At 70.9% G+C, this 16695-nt stretch carries 14 protein-coding genes and 1 rRNA gene; 8 read left to right on the forward strand and 7 right to left on the reverse strand.

The features are described 5' to 3' along the window. Positions 1 to 83 (forward strand): 5S ribosomal RNA (gene rrf / locus ACFWYM_RS20645); the annotation flags it as partial. Between the two features lie 82 nt (positions 84 to 165). On the opposite strand, the gene ACFWYM_RS20650 is transcribed toward rrf, so the two are convergent. Genes ACFWYM_RS20650 through ACFWYM_RS20670 form a run of 5 tightly spaced genes read right to left on the reverse strand, consistent with a single transcriptional unit; the run spans position 166 to position 5728 of the window. Beyond that, complete coding sequence (locus ACFWYM_RS20650; RefSeq protein ID WP_384838859.1) at positions 166 to 1476, reverse strand: DUF58 domain-containing protein; 1311 nt, start codon at positions 1474 to 1476, stop codon at positions 166 to 168. Next, a complete protein-coding gene (locus ACFWYM_RS20655) occupies positions 1476 to 2465 on the reverse strand; it encodes an AAA family ATPase (protein ID WP_384838862.1) in 990 nt (329 codons plus the stop codon). The genes ACFWYM_RS20650 and ACFWYM_RS20655 overlap by 1 nt, the downstream gene beginning before the upstream one ends. Beyond that, positions 2465 to 3694, reverse strand: coding sequence for a DUF4350 domain-containing protein (locus ACFWYM_RS20660; RefSeq protein ID WP_384838865.1), 1230 nt, complete (start codon positions 3692 to 3694; stop codon positions 2465 to 2467). Before ACFWYM_RS20660 ends, ACFWYM_RS20655 begins: the two co-directional genes overlap by 1 nt. Beyond that, positions 3691 to 4407, reverse strand: a complete 717-nt coding sequence (locus ACFWYM_RS20665; protein WP_384839202.1) for a DUF4129 domain-containing protein — start codon at positions 4405 to 4407, stop codon at positions 3691 to 3693. The genes ACFWYM_RS20660 and ACFWYM_RS20665 overlap by 4 nt, the downstream gene beginning before the upstream one ends. Before the next feature lie 7 nt (positions 4408 to 4414). Then, positions 4415 to 5728, reverse strand: a complete 1314-nt coding sequence (locus ACFWYM_RS20670; RefSeq protein ID WP_384838867.1) for a hypothetical protein — start codon at positions 5726 to 5728, stop codon at positions 4415 to 4417. A gap of 143 nt (positions 5729 to 5871) precedes the next feature. Here ACFWYM_RS20670 and mtnA point away from each other — a divergent pair, with 143 nt between their 5' ends. From mtnA to ACFWYM_RS20705, 7 genes are all read left to right on the forward strand, one after another. Beyond that, the gene (gene mtnA / locus ACFWYM_RS20675) at positions 5872 to 7020 is read left to right on the forward strand and encodes an S-methyl-5-thioribose-1-phosphate isomerase (protein WP_384838870.1); all 1149 of its coding nucleotides are present in this window, start codon (positions 5872 to 5874) and stop codon (positions 7018 to 7020) included. Positions 7021 to 7024: 4 nt separating this feature from the next. Continuing rightward, a complete protein-coding gene (gene mtrA, locus ACFWYM_RS20680; protein ID WP_189176211.1) occupies positions 7025 to 7714 on the forward strand; it encodes a two-component system response regulator MtrA in 690 nt (229 codons plus the stop codon). A gap of 1 nt (position 7715) precedes the next feature. Next, positions 7716 to 9884 carry an MtrAB system histidine kinase MtrB gene (gene mtrB, locus ACFWYM_RS20685; RefSeq protein ID WP_384838873.1) on the forward strand — a complete coding sequence of 723 codons (2169 nt, stop codon included), beginning with the start codon at positions 7716 to 7718 and terminating at the stop codon, positions 9882 to 9884. A gap of 88 nt (positions 9885 to 9972) precedes the next feature. After that, positions 9973 to 11724: an LpqB family beta-propeller domain-containing protein gene (locus ACFWYM_RS20690; protein ID WP_384839205.1), complete on the forward strand. Its 1752-nt coding sequence runs from the start codon at positions 9973 to 9975 to the stop codon at positions 11722 to 11724. 233 nt (positions 11725 to 11957) lie between these two features. Beyond that, positions 11958 to 12902 (forward strand): ComF family protein, encoded by a 945-nt coding sequence (locus tag ACFWYM_RS20695; RefSeq protein ID WP_384838876.1) that lies wholly within the window; start codon positions 11958 to 11960, stop codon positions 12900 to 12902. A 314-nt stretch (positions 12903 to 13216) separates the two neighbouring features. Next, complete coding sequence (hpf, locus tag ACFWYM_RS20700) at positions 13217 to 13909, forward strand: ribosome hibernation-promoting factor, HPF/YfiA family (protein WP_384838879.1); 693 nt, start codon at positions 13217 to 13219, stop codon at positions 13907 to 13909. Between the two features lie 193 nt (positions 13910 to 14102). After that, entirely contained in the window at positions 14103 to 14846 is a 744-nt protein-coding gene (locus ACFWYM_RS20705; RefSeq protein WP_384838882.1) for a response regulator, read from the forward strand. Between the two features lie 21 nt (positions 14847 to 14867). Here the strand turns inward: ACFWYM_RS20705 and ACFWYM_RS20710 are convergent, their stop codons facing one another. Continuing rightward, positions 14868 to 16055: a winged helix-turn-helix domain-containing protein gene (locus ACFWYM_RS20710; RefSeq protein WP_384838885.1), complete on the reverse strand. Its 1188-nt coding sequence runs from the start codon at positions 16053 to 16055 to the stop codon at positions 14868 to 14870. 30 nt (positions 16056 to 16085) lie between these two features. Then, positions 16086 to 16658, reverse strand: a complete 573-nt coding sequence (locus tag ACFWYM_RS20715) for a GNAT family N-acetyltransferase (protein ID WP_384838888.1) — start codon at positions 16656 to 16658, stop codon at positions 16086 to 16088. Positions 16659 to 16695: the final 37 nt, after the last annotated feature.

The following is a 16695-nucleotide window of genomic DNA, read 5'->3' on the forward strand; positions in this document are numbered from 1 at the left end:
ACATTCCGAACCCGGAAGCTAAGCCTCACAGCGCCGATGGTACTGCAGGGGGGACCCTGTGGGAGAGTAGGACGCCGCCGAACTCCTTTTAGAGAAAGCCGTATTCCCGGACCTTGGTCCGGGAATACGGCTTTCTTGCGTTTTGGGCCCGGAAGGACCGCCTGACTAGAGGCGGCCCGCTGCCTTCAGGGACAAGTAGGCGTCCGCCAAAGCTGGGGGTAGCTCGGATGGAGTGGCGTCCACGATCGTGACCCCGTGGCGCATGAGTTGTTCCGCTGTGCGGCGGCGCTCTGACTGGGCCTGAGCGGCCGCTGCCGCGTCGTACACCGCATCGATGCTTCCTCTGGCCGTTGCCATGCGCTCGATATGAGGATCGGCGACCGAAGCCACCAAGACCTTGTTCCGCGTGGTCAGTTGGGACAGCACGGAGAGGAGGCCCTCTTCGACGGGGGCTGCTTCGAGACTGGTGATGAGAACGATCAGTGAGCTGCGGGGGGCCGTGCGGAGTGCCGTGGCGGTCAGGCCCCGAGCGTCCGTCTCGACGAGTTCGGGCTCGATGGTGGCCAGTGCGTTCACGAGGGAAGGCAGGATGTCGCCGGCAGTGCGACCTTGGACCAGGGCGCGTACACGACGGTCGTATGCGAGGAGATCGACGCGATCGCCTGCGCGGGTGGCCAGGGCGGTTAGGAGCAGAGCGGCGTCCATCGCGGCGTCGAGGCGAGGGGCGTCGTCCACGCGGCCTGCGGAAGTGCGGCCGGTGTCCAGGACCAGCAAGATGTGGCGGTCGCGTTCGGGGCGCCAGGTGCGGATGGCTACTGAGGACTGGCGGGCGGTGGCGCGCCAGTCGATGGAGCGTGTGTCGTCGCCTGGGACGTAGTCGCGGAGACTGTCGAACTCCGTGCCTTGGCCGCGGGTCAACACGCTGGTGCGGCCGTCGAGTTCGCGGAGGCGGGCCAGCTTGGACGGCAGATGCTTGCGGCTGGCGAAGCGAGGTAGGACGCGCAAGGTCCAGGGGACTCGGTGGCTGCCTTGGCGGGCGTAGAGGCCGAGGGGGCCGAAGGAACGGATGGTGACGCGGTCGGCCTGGTGGTCGCCGCGGCGGGTGGGGCGCAGGCGTGTGGTGAGTCGGCGGCGCTCGCCTGCGGGGATCGTCAACGTGTGGCGGGATGCCGTGACTTCGGTGCCGGGCTGCCAGCTGCTGGGGGGCCAGGCGTCGCGCAGCTGGGCGCGGAGCCGACGGCGCGACGGGTTGGTGACGGTGAGCTGGATGTCGGCGGACTCGTCGAGGCGTATTGAGGTGTCGCCTGAGCGGGTCAGGTTCAGGCGGCGTACGGGTGCGGCCAGGGCGAAGTCACAGGCGCAGGCGAGGGCCAGGGGGCCGTTGACGGCGAGGATGCCTGTCCAGCTGGGCTCCAGGATGCCGATGGGGAGTGAGCCCAGGGCGGCGAGGAGCGCGGTGCGGCCGGTGAGCGCCATCAGCGGGGGACCGGGACGTGGGTGAGGATCGCGTTGATGACGGAGTCGGCGGTGACACCCTCCATCTCGGCCTCGGGGCGGAGTTGGATGCGGTGGCGGAGCGTGGGCAGAGCCAAGGCCTTCACATCGTCCGGGATGACGTAGTCGCGGCCGGTCAGCCAGGCCCAGGCGCGTGCCGTGGACAGGAGCGCCGTGGCACCTCGTGGGGAAACGCCGAGTGTCAGTGACGGGGATTCGCGGGTGGCGCGGCAGATGTCGACCACGTAGGCGGTGATTTCGGGGGAGACCGCCGTCTTCGCCACGGCGGTGCGGGCGGCTTCGAGGTCGGCGCGGCCCGCGACGGGGTGGACGCCGGCGGCGCGCAGGTCGCGTGGGTTGAAGCCGTGGGCGTGCCGGGTGAGGACGTCGATCTCGTCCTGCCGGGACGGGAGGGGGACGGTGAGTTTGAGGAGGAAGCGGTCCAGTTGGGCTTCCGGCAGGGGGTAGGTGCCCTCGTATTCGACGGGGTTCTGGGTGGCGGCGACGAGGAAGGGCTCGGGGAGCGGGCGAGGGGTGCCGTCGACGGTGACCTGGCGTTCCTCCATGGCTTCGAGGAGGGAGGACTGGGTCTTGGGCGGGGTGCGGTTGATCTCGTCGGCGAGGAGGACGTTGGTGAAGACCGGGCCGGGCTGGAAGGAGAACTTGGTGGTGTGGGCGTCGTAGACGAGGGAGCCCGTGACGTCGCTGGGCATGAGGTCGGGCGTGAACTGGACGCGCTTGGTGTCGAGTTCGAGGCTGGCCGCGAGCGCGCGGACGAGCAACGTTTTTGCTACCCCGGGGACTCCTTCTAGTAGGACGTGGCCCCGGCAGAGCAGGGCGACGACGAGTCCGGTGACGGCGGGGTCCTGGCCGACCACTGCCTTGGAGATCTCGGTGCGCAGGGCTTCGAGTGCGGCCCGGCTGTCGCGGGGGTCTCCGGTGGGCCCGGCGTTGTCAGTGGTCGGGTCCATCATGAGTGGCGTACCTCTCTCTCGAGGGCGTCGAGTTGGTCGGCGAGGGAGATGAGTGCTGCGTCGTTGCCGGGCGGGGGCCCGAAGAGGAGGGCGTGCAAGTCGTGGCCGGGGCTGGGGAGCCGGGAGGTCAGGGCGGGGATCAGGGTCTCGGGCGTGTGTGCCTGAGTGGGGGAGACACCGATGAGGGGGGCGAGACGGGTGCGGGTGGCCGAGCGCAGTGTCATGGCCGCGCGGTCGCGGGCGTCTGCCTTGCGATAGAGGCGGGCACGGCCTTCGACGGTTTCGGAGGCGCGTACGGCGACGGGGAGCCGTTCGGGGACCAGGGGGCCGAGGCGGCGGGCTCGCCACAGGGCGGCGAGCGCGGCGGCGATGGTGAGTTGGAGTGTGCCCCAGAGCCAGCCGGAGGGGATCAGGTCGAAGAAGCCGCGGCGGTCGTCGGAGTTGTCTGCGGCGTCATCGGAGAGCGAGGGGAGGTACCAGACCAAGTGGGGGCGGGAGCCGAGGAGTTGCAGGGCGAGCGAGGCGTTGCCGTGCTTGTCGAGACGGTTGTTGAAGAGGATGTCGGGGGCGCCGAGGACGACGGTGTCGCCTGCTCCGTCGGAGTCGGGGAGGCGCAGCAGGCTGGGCAGTCCGTCGCTGAGGTAGCAGGTGTCTGCCTCCGGGGCGAGGGTGTCGTAGCGGATGCCGCCCACGTCCGCGGTGCCCGCACGATGGGCCTCGGGGAGGGAGCAGCTGGGGGAGAGCTTCGAGTCGATGCTGGGTGTGGCGTCCGCGGTGACTCCGGGGGCGAGGGTGCCGACGGACGAGGGGCCGGGGGACAGGAGGACCGTGCGGCCTCCGGAGTCCTGGGTGGCGTCGTGGAGTTGGGACCGCTGGTGCTTGGTGAGCAGGTCGGGGTTGGTCACCAGGAGAGTGGTGTCGGGGCCCGTGGCGGTCCGGGCCTCTTCGGTGGTGGTGACCACGCGGGTCGAGACGCCTCGGTCGGCGAGGAGTTCGGCGACAGCGAGACTGCCGTAGGGGTCTGCGGAGCGCGGGTCGAGGCGGCCGTGCTGGGCGCCGGAGCGGACCGCGGCGATGGCGACACCGGCAGCGAGGAGGATGACCAGCGCGAGGAGGATGCCGCGGGTGCGGGTCCACACCTGGCGGGGCGAAGCCGCGGTCGAGGTGGTGGGTGGCTGCGGGGCCGTCGTGGGCGGCTCGGTGCGCGGGGCGGGGGCGCCGGTCATACGGCGGGTCCGTTGCTGTGGGCTGCGCTGGTGGCGGTGGTTTCGGCGAGCGTCGGCTTGGTGCGGTCCAGGTCGTGGTCGAGTTCGGTGAGGCGGAGGTACGCCGGTTGGTCGGTGGTGCGGCCGCCGTATGTCACGTCGTCGAACTCTCTGGCCGCGGCATGGAGTTGGCTCGTGTGGGCGGGCAGGGTGCGGCCTGCTTCAGCTGCTGCCTCGTCGGCCGTGCGGCCGGGGCGGGGGTCGAGCAGGGCGCGCTCTTCCAGGGCACGGACGATGGCCCGCATGCGTTCCTGCACGGCCTGGTTCCAGTGGCCCTGGGCGGCATGTGCCTCGGCGGCCGCGCGGTGCTCTGCGGCGCTGCGGGGGCGGTCGTCGAAGAGTGCGGCAGACGTCGCCGGGGTGCGCTGCGGGGGGCCGAGGCGCCACCAGAGGGCCACGACGAGCAGGATCACGGCGACGACGATGACCAGGAGGCCGAGTCCGCCGCCCGGGGTGGCCTGGGAGGCCGCGCTGAACAGGTCGCCTACCCAGTCCCAGAAGCGGTCGAGGGCGCGTTGGAGGAGGCTGGGGTCGTCTTGGTGGTATTGCGGCTTGGACAGTTCGCGTTCGGCCGCCTCCCGCGCGGGGTCGCGTGGGATCGTCACGGGCGGCTCGTCGCCGGTGCGGGGCAGCAGTGATGCCTGTGCCGCCCTGAGAACTGCCCCCGCCGCGATCACCGCATCAGCTCCCGGGAGTGTCGGAGGCGCCGGAGCCGGTTGCTTGGCCGGTGGTGCCGGCGGCGCGAGCGAGTTCGAGGTCGAGTGCCTCGCGGCGGATGCGCTGGTCGATGTAGAGGAGCACCGTGACCCCGGCGGTGATCGGGAAGGTGAGCGTGGAGCCGATCACCGAACCGATTCCGCTGATGATCAGGAAGGTCCACCCGAGGTCGCTCGTGCCGCTGTTGAGGAAGCCGGTCACGCCCTCCCCGCTCACTGCGCTCGCGATGAGGGTGAAGGGGATGACGATGATCGACGCGACGATGTTCGCGATGACCCCGGCGAGCAGTTGGATGCCGAAGACCCGCCACCAGGAGCCGCGCACGAGCTTGGCGGAGCGGATCATCGACTTCTTCACGCCCTGCTTCTCCAGCATCAGCGCGGGCGAGGCGAGCGAGAAGCGGATCAGCAGCCAGACGGCGACGACCGCGGCGCCCAGCAGCCCCAGCGAGGCGAGGCCGACACCGGCTTCGGTGGATCCGGCGAGTGCGATCAGTCCGCCGGGGAGCGTGCCGATGGCCAGGATTCCCACACCGATCAGCGGGAGGAGGAGCGTCAGACCGAGCAGTCTGAGCAGCTGAGGCCGGGAGTCCTGCCATGCCTCGGCGGTGGTGACGGACTTTCCGAGCACGGCCCGGCTGGTGACCATCGTCAGCAGGGCGGTCGCCACGATCGTGCCGAGCAGGGCGACGAGGAAGACCACCCCGGAGTTCAACATGGCGTCGCCCATCGCCCGGGACAGTTCGCCGGCGGTGGCGCTGTTCGGATCGTTCAGGGCGTCGGTGCTGGCGCTGTCGTCCAGGACGAGGCCCTGCAGCAGGATGACGATGATCTCCGTGACCACGGCGACGGTCAGGGAGATGCCGAGCACTGTGCGCCAGTGCGCACGCATCGTCGACACCGCGCCGTCGAGGATCTCGCCGACGCCGAGGGGGCGGAGCGGGATGACACCGGGCTTGGCGGCGGGCGGCGGGCCCTGCCAGGCACCCCAGCCGCGGTAGGGGCCGCCGGGACCGGCCGGACCTCCGCGGCCGCCTCGGCCACCGGGCTGTCCGCCGCCCCAGCCCTGACCGCTCGTCGGAGCGGGCGGCGGGGGCGGGGCCTGGCCGGGTGCGGGCGCGCTGGGGGCGGACCACTGGGCGGGCGGCGGCTGCTCCTTGGACCACTTCGAACCCGGACCGGTCTCCTGGTCCGCGGGCTCGGTCGGCTCCGGGGTGCCGGAGTCCTGGCCGTCGGAGGGTGCAGATCCGGGCGAGGCCCAGCCCGGAGTGTCGTTCATCGTCGCTCCTTCACAGTGCCGCCCGTCCGCAGGTGCGGCGGCAGGTTGGCAGCCATCGTGTCACGCTGTGCCCGGCGCGGGACCGGGCACCGTATGGGCTGCACACCTTCAATTGTCCGTCAGGTACGGGGCAGACTGGGCGGATGGCTGATCAGGGCGTGCAATTCAGCGAGGACGTACGGCCGTCGGAGATCCCCGCGATCCGTTGGGACGAACCACCGGAGGGCCCCGTACTGGTCCTCCTCGACCAGACCAGGCTGCCGGCCGAAGAGACCGAGTTGGTGTGTACCGACGCTCCGGCCCTGGTCGAGGCGATCCGCACCCTTGCCGTGCGGGGCGCTCCGCTCCTCGGCATCGCCGGGGCATACGGAGTCGCGCTCGCCGCGGCCCGGGGCTACGACGTGGACGAGGCCGCGGCGGCACTGGCCGCGGCGCGGCCCACCGCCGTCAACCTCGCGTACGGGGTGGACCGCGCTCTCGCGGCCTACCGCAGCGCGTGCGCGGGCGGCGCCGATGACGAGGGAGCCGCGGCGGCGGTGCTCCGCGAGGCGAGGGCGCTGCACGACGAGGACGCCCAGGCCAGTGCCCGCATGGCGGTGCATGGTCTGACGCTGCTCGACGAGCTGCTGCCCGGCGGCGGCCACCGGGTCCTCACGCACTGCAATACGGGGGCGCTGGTCTCCGGCGGCGAGGGCACGGCGTTCGCGGTGGCGCTCGCCGCGCACCGGGAAGGGCGGCTGCGCAGGCTGTGGGTCGACGAGACGCGGCCGCTGCTGCAGGGGGCGCGCCTCACCGCGTACGAGGCGGCGCGCAGCGGCATGGCGTACACGCTGCTGACGGACAATGCGGCGGGGTCGCTGTTCGCGGCGGGTGAGGTGGATGCCGTGCTGATCGGCGCGGATCGCATCGCGGCCGACGGTTCGGTGGCCAACAAGGTGGGGAGCTATCCGCTCGCGGTCCTCGCCCGGTACCACCACGTGCCGTTCATCGTGGTGGCGCCGGTGACGACCGTGGATCCGGACACCCCGGACGGCGCGTGCATCGAGGTCGAGCAGCGGGCCGGACATGAGGTGACGGAGGTCACAGCGCCTCAGGCGCCGGTGGCCGGGACGGAAGCGGGAGGCGGTATACCGGTGGCACCCCTGGGGACGCAGGCGTACAACCCCGCCTTCGATGTGACGCCGCCCGAACTGGTGACGGCGATCGTCACCGAACAGGGCGTTGTTTCGCCCGTGACAGCAGAGGGCCTTGCCGAGCTGTGTGCCAGGTCACGCCAGGTAACGATTAGCTAATGGGATGATGTCAGGCATGAAGGGACGAGTCCTTGTCGTCGACGACGACACCGCACTGGCCGAGATGCTCGGGATTGTGCTGCGTGGAGAAGGTTTTGAGCCGTCGTTCGTAGCTGATGGCGACAAGGCGCTTGCTGCTTTCCGGGAAGCCAAGCCGGATCTGGTGCTGCTCGATCTGATGCTGCCCGGTCGGGACGGCATCGAGGTGTGCCGCCTGATCAGGGCGGAGTCCGGCGTGCCGATCGTCATGCTGACCGCGAAGAGCGACACCGTCGATGTCGTCGTCGGCCTCGAGTCGGGGGCCGACGACTACATCGTGAAGCCGTTCAAGCCGAAGGAGCTGGTGGCCCGGATCCGGGCACGCCTGCGTCGGTCCGAGGAGCCCGCGCCGGAGCAGCTCGCCATCGGTGACCTGGTCATCGACGTGGCCGGGCACTCCGTGAAGCGGGACGGGCAGTCGATCGCGCTGACACCGCTGGAGTTCGACCTGCTTGTCGCGCTGGCGCGCAAGCCGTGGCAGGTGTTCACGCGTGAGGTGCTGCTCGAGCAGGTGTGGGGCTATCGGCACGCGGCCGACACCCGCCTGGTCAACGTGCATGTGCAGCGGCTGCGCTCCAAGGTCGAGCGGGATCCGGAGCGGCCGGAGATCGTGGTGACGGTCCGCGGCGTCGGCTACAAGGCCGGACCGAGCTGACATGTCCCGGGACAGTTCCCCTGCGGGGCCCGGGGATTCCGGAGGCCGCCCGGGGCGGACTGTACGGCCGTCCCGGCGCTCCGCCGGGTTCAGCCGGATCGTGGACGGCGGGCTGCTGCTGCAGGGCGGGATGCAGGGCAGCCCCGTCGTGCGGCTGTTCGTGCGCTGGGTGCGGCGGCCGCTGCTGCCCGCCCTGCGGCTGTGGCGACGCAACATTCAGCTGAAGGTCGTCGTGACCACGCTGCTGATGTCGCTCGGCGTCGTGCTGATGCTGGGCTTCGCCGTCATGAGTTCCGTGAACAACGGCCTGCTCAAGGCCAAGGTGAAGGCGTCACAGAGCCAGGCCGACGGCGGTTTCCGGGCCGCTCAGGACACCGCCAACTCCGCGCGGCAGGGCGCTGCGCGGGACGGCGGAAACAGCACGGCCGACGGGCGTACCGGGCAGAACGCCGCCGTGTGGATGTCCGACCTGGTCGAGCAGTTGTCCAGCGGCGGTCAGAACGCCTTCGCCGTGGTGACGCTCAGCCCCGCCTCCACGGGGGGCTCAGGGAGTGTCCGCGGGCCGCGTGCATCGGGCGGCGTGGAGCCGATCCTGAGCGTGCCCGAGGAGCTGCGCCGCCGCGTCGACGAGGGCACGGGGGCGTACCAGAGCAACACGCGGATCGTGTACCGCGAGGGCAAGGAGGCTCAGCCCGGCCTCGTCATCGGCAAGCGCCTGAGCGACCTCAACGGAGACCCGTACCAGCTCTACTACCTCTTCCCGCTGACCCAGGAAGAGGAGTCGCTCAAGCTCGTCAGAGGGACCCTCGCGACGGCCGGGCTGTTCGTCGTGGTGCTCCTCGGCGCTATCGCCTGGCTCGTCGTGCGCCAGGTCGTCACGCCCGTGCGGATGGCCGCGGGCATCGCCGAGCGGCTGTCCGCCGGGCGGCTCCAGGAACGCATGAAGGTCACCGGGGAGGACGACATCGCGCGCCTCGGTGAGGCGTTCAACAAGATGGCGCAGAACCTCCAGCTGAAGATCCAGCAGCTGGAGGAGCTGTCGCGGATGCAGCGGCGCTTCGTGTCCGACGTGTCGCACGAGCTGCGCACGCCGCTGACCACGGTGCGAATGGCGGCCGACGTGATCCACGAGGCGCGCGTGGACTTCGACCCGGTGACGGCGCGCTCCGCGGAGCTGCTCGCAGACCAGCTGGACCGCTTCGAGTCGCTGCTCGCCGACCTCCTGGAGATCAGCCGCTTCGACGCGGGAGCGGCCGCGCTGGAGGCCGAGCCGATAGACCTGCGGGAGGTCGTACGACGGGTCGTCGGCGGCGCGGAACCGCTGGCCGAGCGCAAGGGCACCCACATCCGGATCGTCGGCGACCAGCAACCTGTGGTCGCCGAGGCCGACGCCCGCCGCGTGGAGCGGGTCCTGCGCAACCTGGTGGTCAATGCCGTGGAGCACGGCGAGGGCAAGGACGTCATGGTGCGGCTCGCGGCGGCGGGCGGCGCGGTCGCGGTCGCCGTGCGGGACTACGGGGTGGGGCTCAAGCCCGGCGAGGCGACCCGGGTGTTCAGCCGCTTCTGGCGGGCCGACCCGGCACGCGCGCGTACCACCGGCGGCACGGGTCTCGGCCTCTCCATCGCCCTGGAGGACGCGCGGTTGCACGGCGGCTGGCTGCAGGCGTGGGGCGAGCCGGGTGGCGGTTCACAGTTCCGGCTCACCCTGCCGCGTACGGCCGACGAGGCGCTGCGCGGTTCGCCGATACCGCTGGAACCCGACGACTCCAGGCGCCACCGCGGCCTGAACGACGCCGGGCTGCCCACCGGAGGCGGCACCAAGCTCGCCACGGTGCCGGCCCAGGCGTCCGCGGAGCGCATGCCAGCGCCCGTACCGGCGCGGGCACCGATCGCACCGCGGCTCGCGCAGACGGCAGCGGCGGACCCGACGGCCCTGCCCGGCAGCGGCGCACGGGTCGTCCCCCGGAGAGCCCATGAGACGCGGGCCCCGGGCCAGGGGCCCGTACGGGAAGAAGCACGGAACCACGTACAAGAAGACGTACGAGACGTACGGGAAGACGCACAGGACGACGCAGCGGAGGGGCGGCGTGGGGAGCCGACGGGACCGGCGCGCGACAGCGCCGGAGAAGCTCGACCGCACCCGGACGGGGAGTCGACACGTGACCGCTGACCTGCGACGGCGCGGCCGTCGTCGGCCCCTGCTGCGTACCGGGGCGCTGCTCGGTGCCTGCGCCGTGCTCCTCGCGGGCTGTGCGTCCATGCCCGACAGCGGCAACCTCAACCCGGTCAACGCCTCCCAGCGGCCGGATTCCCAGTCGCAGGTCCGCGTCTACGCGATGCCGCCGCCCGAGGGTGCCGGGCCGCTCCAGATCGTGCAGGGCTTCCTGGAGGCGCTGACCAGTGACGACCCGGGGTTCGAGATCGCGCGCAAGTACCTGACCAAGAGCGCGTCGAAGCGCTGGAATCCCGACGTGTCCACCACCGTGCTCGCCGACGGCCCCAACGCGGACCCGGCGAAGGCGTCCAACGACCGGGAGGGCGGCCGCAACTACCCGCTGAGCGGCACCGAGGTGGCGCAGGTGGACGAGCAGCACGCGTATCGGCCCCAAGGGCGCCCCTACGGGGAGAACATCCACCTTGTCCAGGTGAAGGGGGCGAACGGCAGTGAGTGGCGCATCAACGCCCTGCCGCAGGGTGTCGTGCTCGGTGAGTCCGACTTCCAGCGCACCTATCAGTCGGTCAACAAGTTCTACTTCGCCTCGAGTTCGTCCGGAGCGGGTGCCCCGGAAGGGCTCGTCGCCGACCCGGTCTACGTGCGCCAGCGCATAGACCCGGTGACCCAGACGGTGAAGTCGCTCCTCGACGGGCCCACCACGTGGCTTCGCCCGGTGGTGGAGTCGCGTTTCCCGACGCGGACGCAGCTCAAGGAGGGGACCAGGACGCTGGCCCCCGACGACCAGGGCAAGCTGGTCGTGCCGCTGAACGAACGCGCCGACCCGGTCGGCCTCGGCCTGTGCCGGAAGATGGCCGCGCAACTCCTGTTCACCCTCCAGGACTTGACGTCGTCGGGCGTCAAGAGCGTGGAGCTGCAGCGGTCCAACGGCTCCCAGCTGTGCGTGCTGAGCGAGGACCAGGCCGAGAGCGTCGCGTCGTACCGCACCGCGGACCACCCCGACTACCAGTACTTCATCGACGACAAGCGCCGGCTGGTACGGATGTCGGCCAACGCACGCCGCGGTGCCGACCCCTCCCCGGTGTCCGGACCGCTGGGCAGCGGTGAGCAGCCGCTGCGCTCGGCCGCGGTGTCGCGGGACGAGGAGCGCGCGGCCGGGGTGTCGCTGGACGGCAAGTCGCTCTACATGGGGTCGCTGGTCTCCGGCGGTGAGCTCGGCAAGGCGGAGGTGCACAGCAAGGCCAAGTCGGAGGAGGACCGTCTGTCCACGCCCAGTTGGGACGGCAGAGGTGACCTGTGGGTGGCCGACCGGGACGGGGAGCACTCCCGGCTCCTCTGGCTCTCCCAGGGCGCGGGCGAACCCGTGGACGTCAGGATCCCGGATCTCGACGGGCGTATCGAGGCGGTACGGGTAGCGGCCGACGGTGTGCGCATCGCCCTGATCGTGCGGAAGGACGGCAAGACGGCCCTGCGGATCGGCCGCATCGAACGGCAGGGTGGCGACGGCGACAAGCCCGACATCCTGGTCGACGGACTGCGGCAGGCGGCACCGCAGATGGAAGAGGTCACCGCGATGTCCTGGGCCGGCGGTAGCAGGCTCGTGGTGGTCGGGCGCGAGTACGGCGGGGTGCAGCAGATGCGCTATGTCCAGTGCGACGGCTCGGCGCCGGCGGCCTCGAACCTGCCCGGGCTCACCGGCGTCGACGAGATCGCCGCGTCCGAGGACGACCGGCAGCCGCTGCTCGCGCACTCGGACGACGGGATCGTGCGGCTGCCGACGGGGGCGCAGTGGCAGACGGTGGTGGAGAAGGGCAAGTCGCCGGTCTATCCCGGGTAGTCGGCTGGGTCTGCCGGGTCTGCCGGGTGGGACGGCGAACGGTTGCGCCGGCTGGGCCCGTTGGGCGGCTGGGCGGCTGAGGCGTGGTGTGCGGGGCGGGTACTGGTACCCGCCCCGCACTGGTGTCCGCTGTCGAGCGACCTCCCACAACACCCGTGTGGGGTACAGAAGTTGTGCACAGGGGTTATCCACAGGGGTGGCCGCACGGCTCACCTCTTGGCACAGTGGTGGACATGCGGGGCTGGTGGCAGGACCTCACCGATCTGGTGCTGCCGGCCGAGTGCGGAGGCTGCGGGAGGCCCCGGACGACGCTCTGTGAGGAGTGCCGTGCCTCTCTGTACGGAGCCGCACCGCGCCGGGTGCGACCGATACCGATGCCGCCGGGGCTGCCCGTGGTGCACGCGGCAGCCCCGTACGAGGACGCGGTGCGAGCAGCGCTGCTCGCACACAAGGAGAGGGGTGTGTTGGGGCTCGCGGGACCGCTGGGAGTGGCACTGGCGGGGGCGGTGCGGGCGGGTGTGGTGGAGGCGGGGGGTGGGGTGGGGGGAGAGGGCCCCACCGGAGCCGTCGCCGGATCGGCTGCTTCCCTCCTCCTCGTCCCGGTCCCCTCCGCCCCAAGTGCCGTGAGAGCTCGGGGACATGACCCGGCTCGGCGGATCGCGCTGGCTGCCGCGGGGGAGTTGCGGCGGTGCGGGGTGCGGGCCCGGGTGCTGGCTGTGCTGCGTCAACGTCGCGTCGTGGCCGATCAGTCGGGGCTCGACGCGCGGCAGCGGCTGGCCAATCTCAGTGGTGCGCTGGAGGTTTCGGCGGGTGGGGCGAGGCTGTTGGCCAGTGCCAGTGCCAGTGCCAGTGCCAGTGCCAGTGCCGCTCCCGGTGTCCGTTCCTGTCAAAGGTCTGGTGCGGGGCCGGGGGCCCGGGTCGTCATCGTGGACGATCTCATGACGACGGGGGCTTCGCTGGCCGAGGCCGCGCGGGCGGTAGGTGCCTTGGGCATGTTTTCCGTACGTGCGGAAAGGCGTGCGGGGAGAGGTGCGGGAACCACGCGGCGTACCAGGGAAGAGGGCGCCGAGGAGGCCCTGTCGGCGGGCGGGGATAGCGGGGATAGGGGGTCCGTGAACGTGGTCGGCGCGGCCGTTGTCGCCGCTTCACCGGAATCCTTCGAAATAAACCGGAACTGATAGAGAACTTGCGTCGTTGCAGGTAGTGAGTGGGTTCATCCAGCCGAATGGAGGTACGCGGCAGTAGAGGGTGACGACATCCGCCCGGGCGAGATATGTTCGGTTGTGAGGAATGGCGGACGCTGTCCCTCGCATATCGGAATGCCGGTCTTTGGGTTTTCTGCAATCACCCGGACCGGTGGGGTGGAGATCTTGCCCACGGGGGAGGAGGAGGTGGAAGTCACCGAGTCCGAGGCTCCGGGATTCACCGGGGTCTGGTGCAAAAGGGAGATGCTCCGCCACAGGAGCGGGGCGATCCGGGAACGGAGTTCTGCGTGGACATCGTCGTCAAGGGCCGCAAGACCGAGGTGCCCGAGCGGTTCCGCAAGCACGTGGCCGAGAAGCTGAACCTGGAGAAGATCCAGAAGCTCGACGGCAAGGTGATCAGCCTGGACGTCGAGGTGTCCAAGGAAGCCAACCCGCGTCAGGCCGACCGTTCCGACCGTGTGGAGATCACCGTCCGCACCCGTGGGCCCGTGATCCGCGCGGAGGCATCGGCTGCCGATCCGTACGCGGCGTTGGACCTCGCCACGGCCAAGCTCGACGCCCGGCTGCGCAAGCAGCACGACAAGCGCCGCACGCGCCGTGGCAACGGCCGCCTCTCCGCGGCCGAAGTCGTGGACGTGGTGCCCGGTGTGGCCTCGCTCAACCAAGAGGGCGAGACGGCCGCAGAAGAGGCCGCGGACGCGATCCCCACCACCAGGATCGGATCGCTCGAGATCCAGGGCGAAGGCCCGCTCGTGGTCCGCGAGAAGACCCACGTAGCCGCTCCGATGACGCTCGACCAGGCGCTCTACGAGATGGAGCTGGTCGGGCACGACTTCTACCTGTTCGTCGACTCCGAGTCGAAGGAGCCCAGCGTCGTCTACCGGCGCCACGCCTACGACTACGGCGTCATCCGCCTCAACACCGACCCCATGGTCGCCCAGGCCGAGTCGGCGGGCGGCGGTGGCGCGCTCGGCGGCTGACGGGCCCCGGTGACCGCTGATTTGGTGCCCCTGGAGCGTGTGTGCGCCCCCAGGGGCACCAACGTGCGACCACTGCGAGCAGCGCTCTGTCGCCCGGCATGAAATCATGGGCGCTCCGGTCCAACCGGTGTGCTGCTGCGTCGGGTTGGCGCAGCCAAGGCAAGACAGGCCATGGCCTTCAGGGGGAGGAACGATGGCGGACAGCTTCGGTCCGATGCGCGACGGTGATGCCGACGACGGCATCGGCATCGGCACGGATGCGGGCGTCCCACGCAAAGAGCCCATCAGGGTTCTTGTGGTGGACGACCATGCGCTCTTCCGCCGGGGCCTCGAGATCGTCCTCGCCGCCGAGGAGGACATCCAGGTGGTGGGGGAGGCCGGGGACGGCGCCGAGGCGGTGGACAAGGCGGCCGACCTGCTGCCGGACATCGTGCTGATGGACGTACGCATGCCCAAGCGGGGCGGCATCGAGGCATGCACGTCCATCAAGGAAGTGGCCCCGAGCGCCAAGATCATCATGCTGACGATCAGCGACGAGGAGGCGGACCTCTACGACGCGATCAAGGCGGGCGCCACGGGCTATCTCCTGAAGGAGATCTCCACGGACGAGGTGGCCACGGCGATCCGCGCGGTGGCCGACGGGCAGTCGCAGATCAGCCCGTCCATGGCGTCCAAGCTGCTCACGGAGTTCAAGTCGATGATCCAGCGCACCGACGAGCGCAGACTCGTGCCCGCGCCGCGGCTCACCGACCGTGAGCTGGAGGTCCTGAAGCTGGTGGCCACGGGGATGAACAACCGTGACATCGCGAAGGAGTTGTTCATCTCCGAGAACACCGTGAAGAACCATGTGCGCAACATCCTGGAGAAGCTGCAGCTGCACTCCAGGATGGAGGCCGTGGTCTACGCGATGCGGGAGAAGATCCTAGAGATCCGCTAGTCACGGGGCCTTGCCGGTCGGCTAGCCGATGGCTTCGACCAGCGGGCCCGCCAGTTCCGGCTGGTCCATGCGCTCCACGCGCACGGAGTCGCAGCCGACCCACTGCGCCGCCTCGACCAGGGCCTGGGCCATCGGCTCGACGGCCTTCGGGGAGTGCAGCGACACCTGCTTGGCGACCAGTGTGCGGCCCTCGCGCGCGGGGTCGACGCGGCCCATGATGCGGCCGCCGGAGAGCAGTGGCATCGCGAAGTAGCCGTACACCCGCTTCGGCTTGGGGACGTATGCCTCCAGGCGGTGAGTGAAGCCGAAGATCCGCTCCGTGCGGGCCCGCTCCCAGATGAGGGAGTCGAAGGGCGACAGGAGAGTCGTGCGGTGCCGCCCGCGCGGGGCGCTCTCCAGGGCCGCCGGATCGGCCCAGGCGGGCTTGGACCAGCCCTCCACGGTGACGGGCACCAGGCCCGAGTCCGCGACCACCTCGTCGAACTGCTCGCCCTTGAGGCGGTGGTAGTCGGCGATGTCCGCGCGCGTGCCGACGCCCAGCGACTGCCCGGCCAGGCGCACCAGGCGGCGCAGGCACTCGGCGTCCTCCAGGTCGTCGTGGAACAGGGCGTCGGGGATCGCGCGCTCGGCGAGGTCGTACACCCGCTTCCAGCTGCGCCGCTCGGTGCACACCACCTCCCCGTACATCAGCGCCCGCTCGACGGCGACCTTCGAGTCCGACCAGTCCCACCACTCGCCCTTGTTCTTCGCGCCGCCCAACTCCGTGGCGGTGAGGGGGCCTTCGGCGTGGAGCTGCTTGATCACGGCGTCGTACGCGCCGTCGGGCAGCTGGTGGTTCCAGTGCGGGCGGTCGCGGTAGGCGCGGCGGCGGAAGGCGAAGTGGGGCCACTCCTCGATGGGCAGGATGCACGCGGCGTGCGACCAGTACTCGAAGGCGTGGGGTCGTGCCGGAGACGCGCTGTCGGATGTGGTGCTCCAGTACGCCGATTCGATCCTGTCGCGGCCGACGGCGCCCAGGCGTGCGTACGGAATGAGCTCGTGGGAGCGGGCGAGCACGGAGATCGTGTCGAGCTGGACGGCACCGAGGTGCCGGAGCACACCCCGCACGCCCGCCCTGCGGTCCGGGGCGCCGAGGAAGCCCTGGGCGCGCAGCGCGATACGGCGGGCCTCGTCGGCGGAGAGCGTGGTGACGGGCGGCAGGATCGTCATGTCGGGAACCTTAGGCGGCGGCACTGACAATCAGGCCCGGGGCGGCAGATACGGCAGGCGGGAGACGATGCCGAGGTCCGCGGGCAGCAGGGCGCCGACCCAGCAGTCGCGGAGTGTGCCCTTGTTGAACAGGCCGGCCCGGAGCACGCCCTCGACGCGGAAGCCCGCCTTCTCGATGACGCCGCGCGAGCCCGTGTTGCCGACTTCCGCACGCCATTCCAGGCGGGTGCAGGAGAGGTCGGTGAAGGCCCAGCGGGCGAGGCCGAGGACGGTCTCCGTCATGTAGCCGCGGCCGCGGTGTTCCTTGGCCGTCCAGAAGCCCACTTCCCAGCCACCCGCGCGCGGGTGGTGCAGGCTGGCCGCGGCGACGAGGGGGCCGCCTTCGTGCGGGCGTACGGAGAAGACGTACTCGGTGTCGTCGCGCCAGCCCTCCGGTGCGATGCGGCCGGTGAAGATTTCCGCGTCGGTGAGGGAGTACGGGGAGGGGATGGTGGTCCAGCGCTGGATGTCCGGGTCCTGGCACGCGGCGTACACCTCGTCGGTGTCCTCGGGGGTGACGGCGCGCAGCGACAGGCGTTCGGTGGTCAGGGTGACGGGCTCCATCGGCCGATTCTGCGTGGACGGTGCCCGGGGGCGCCAT

This window comes from Streptomyces sp. NPDC059009, assembly GCF_042740175.1.
Taxonomy (GTDB): domain Bacteria; phylum Actinomycetota; class Actinomycetes; order Streptomycetales; family Streptomycetaceae; genus Streptomyces.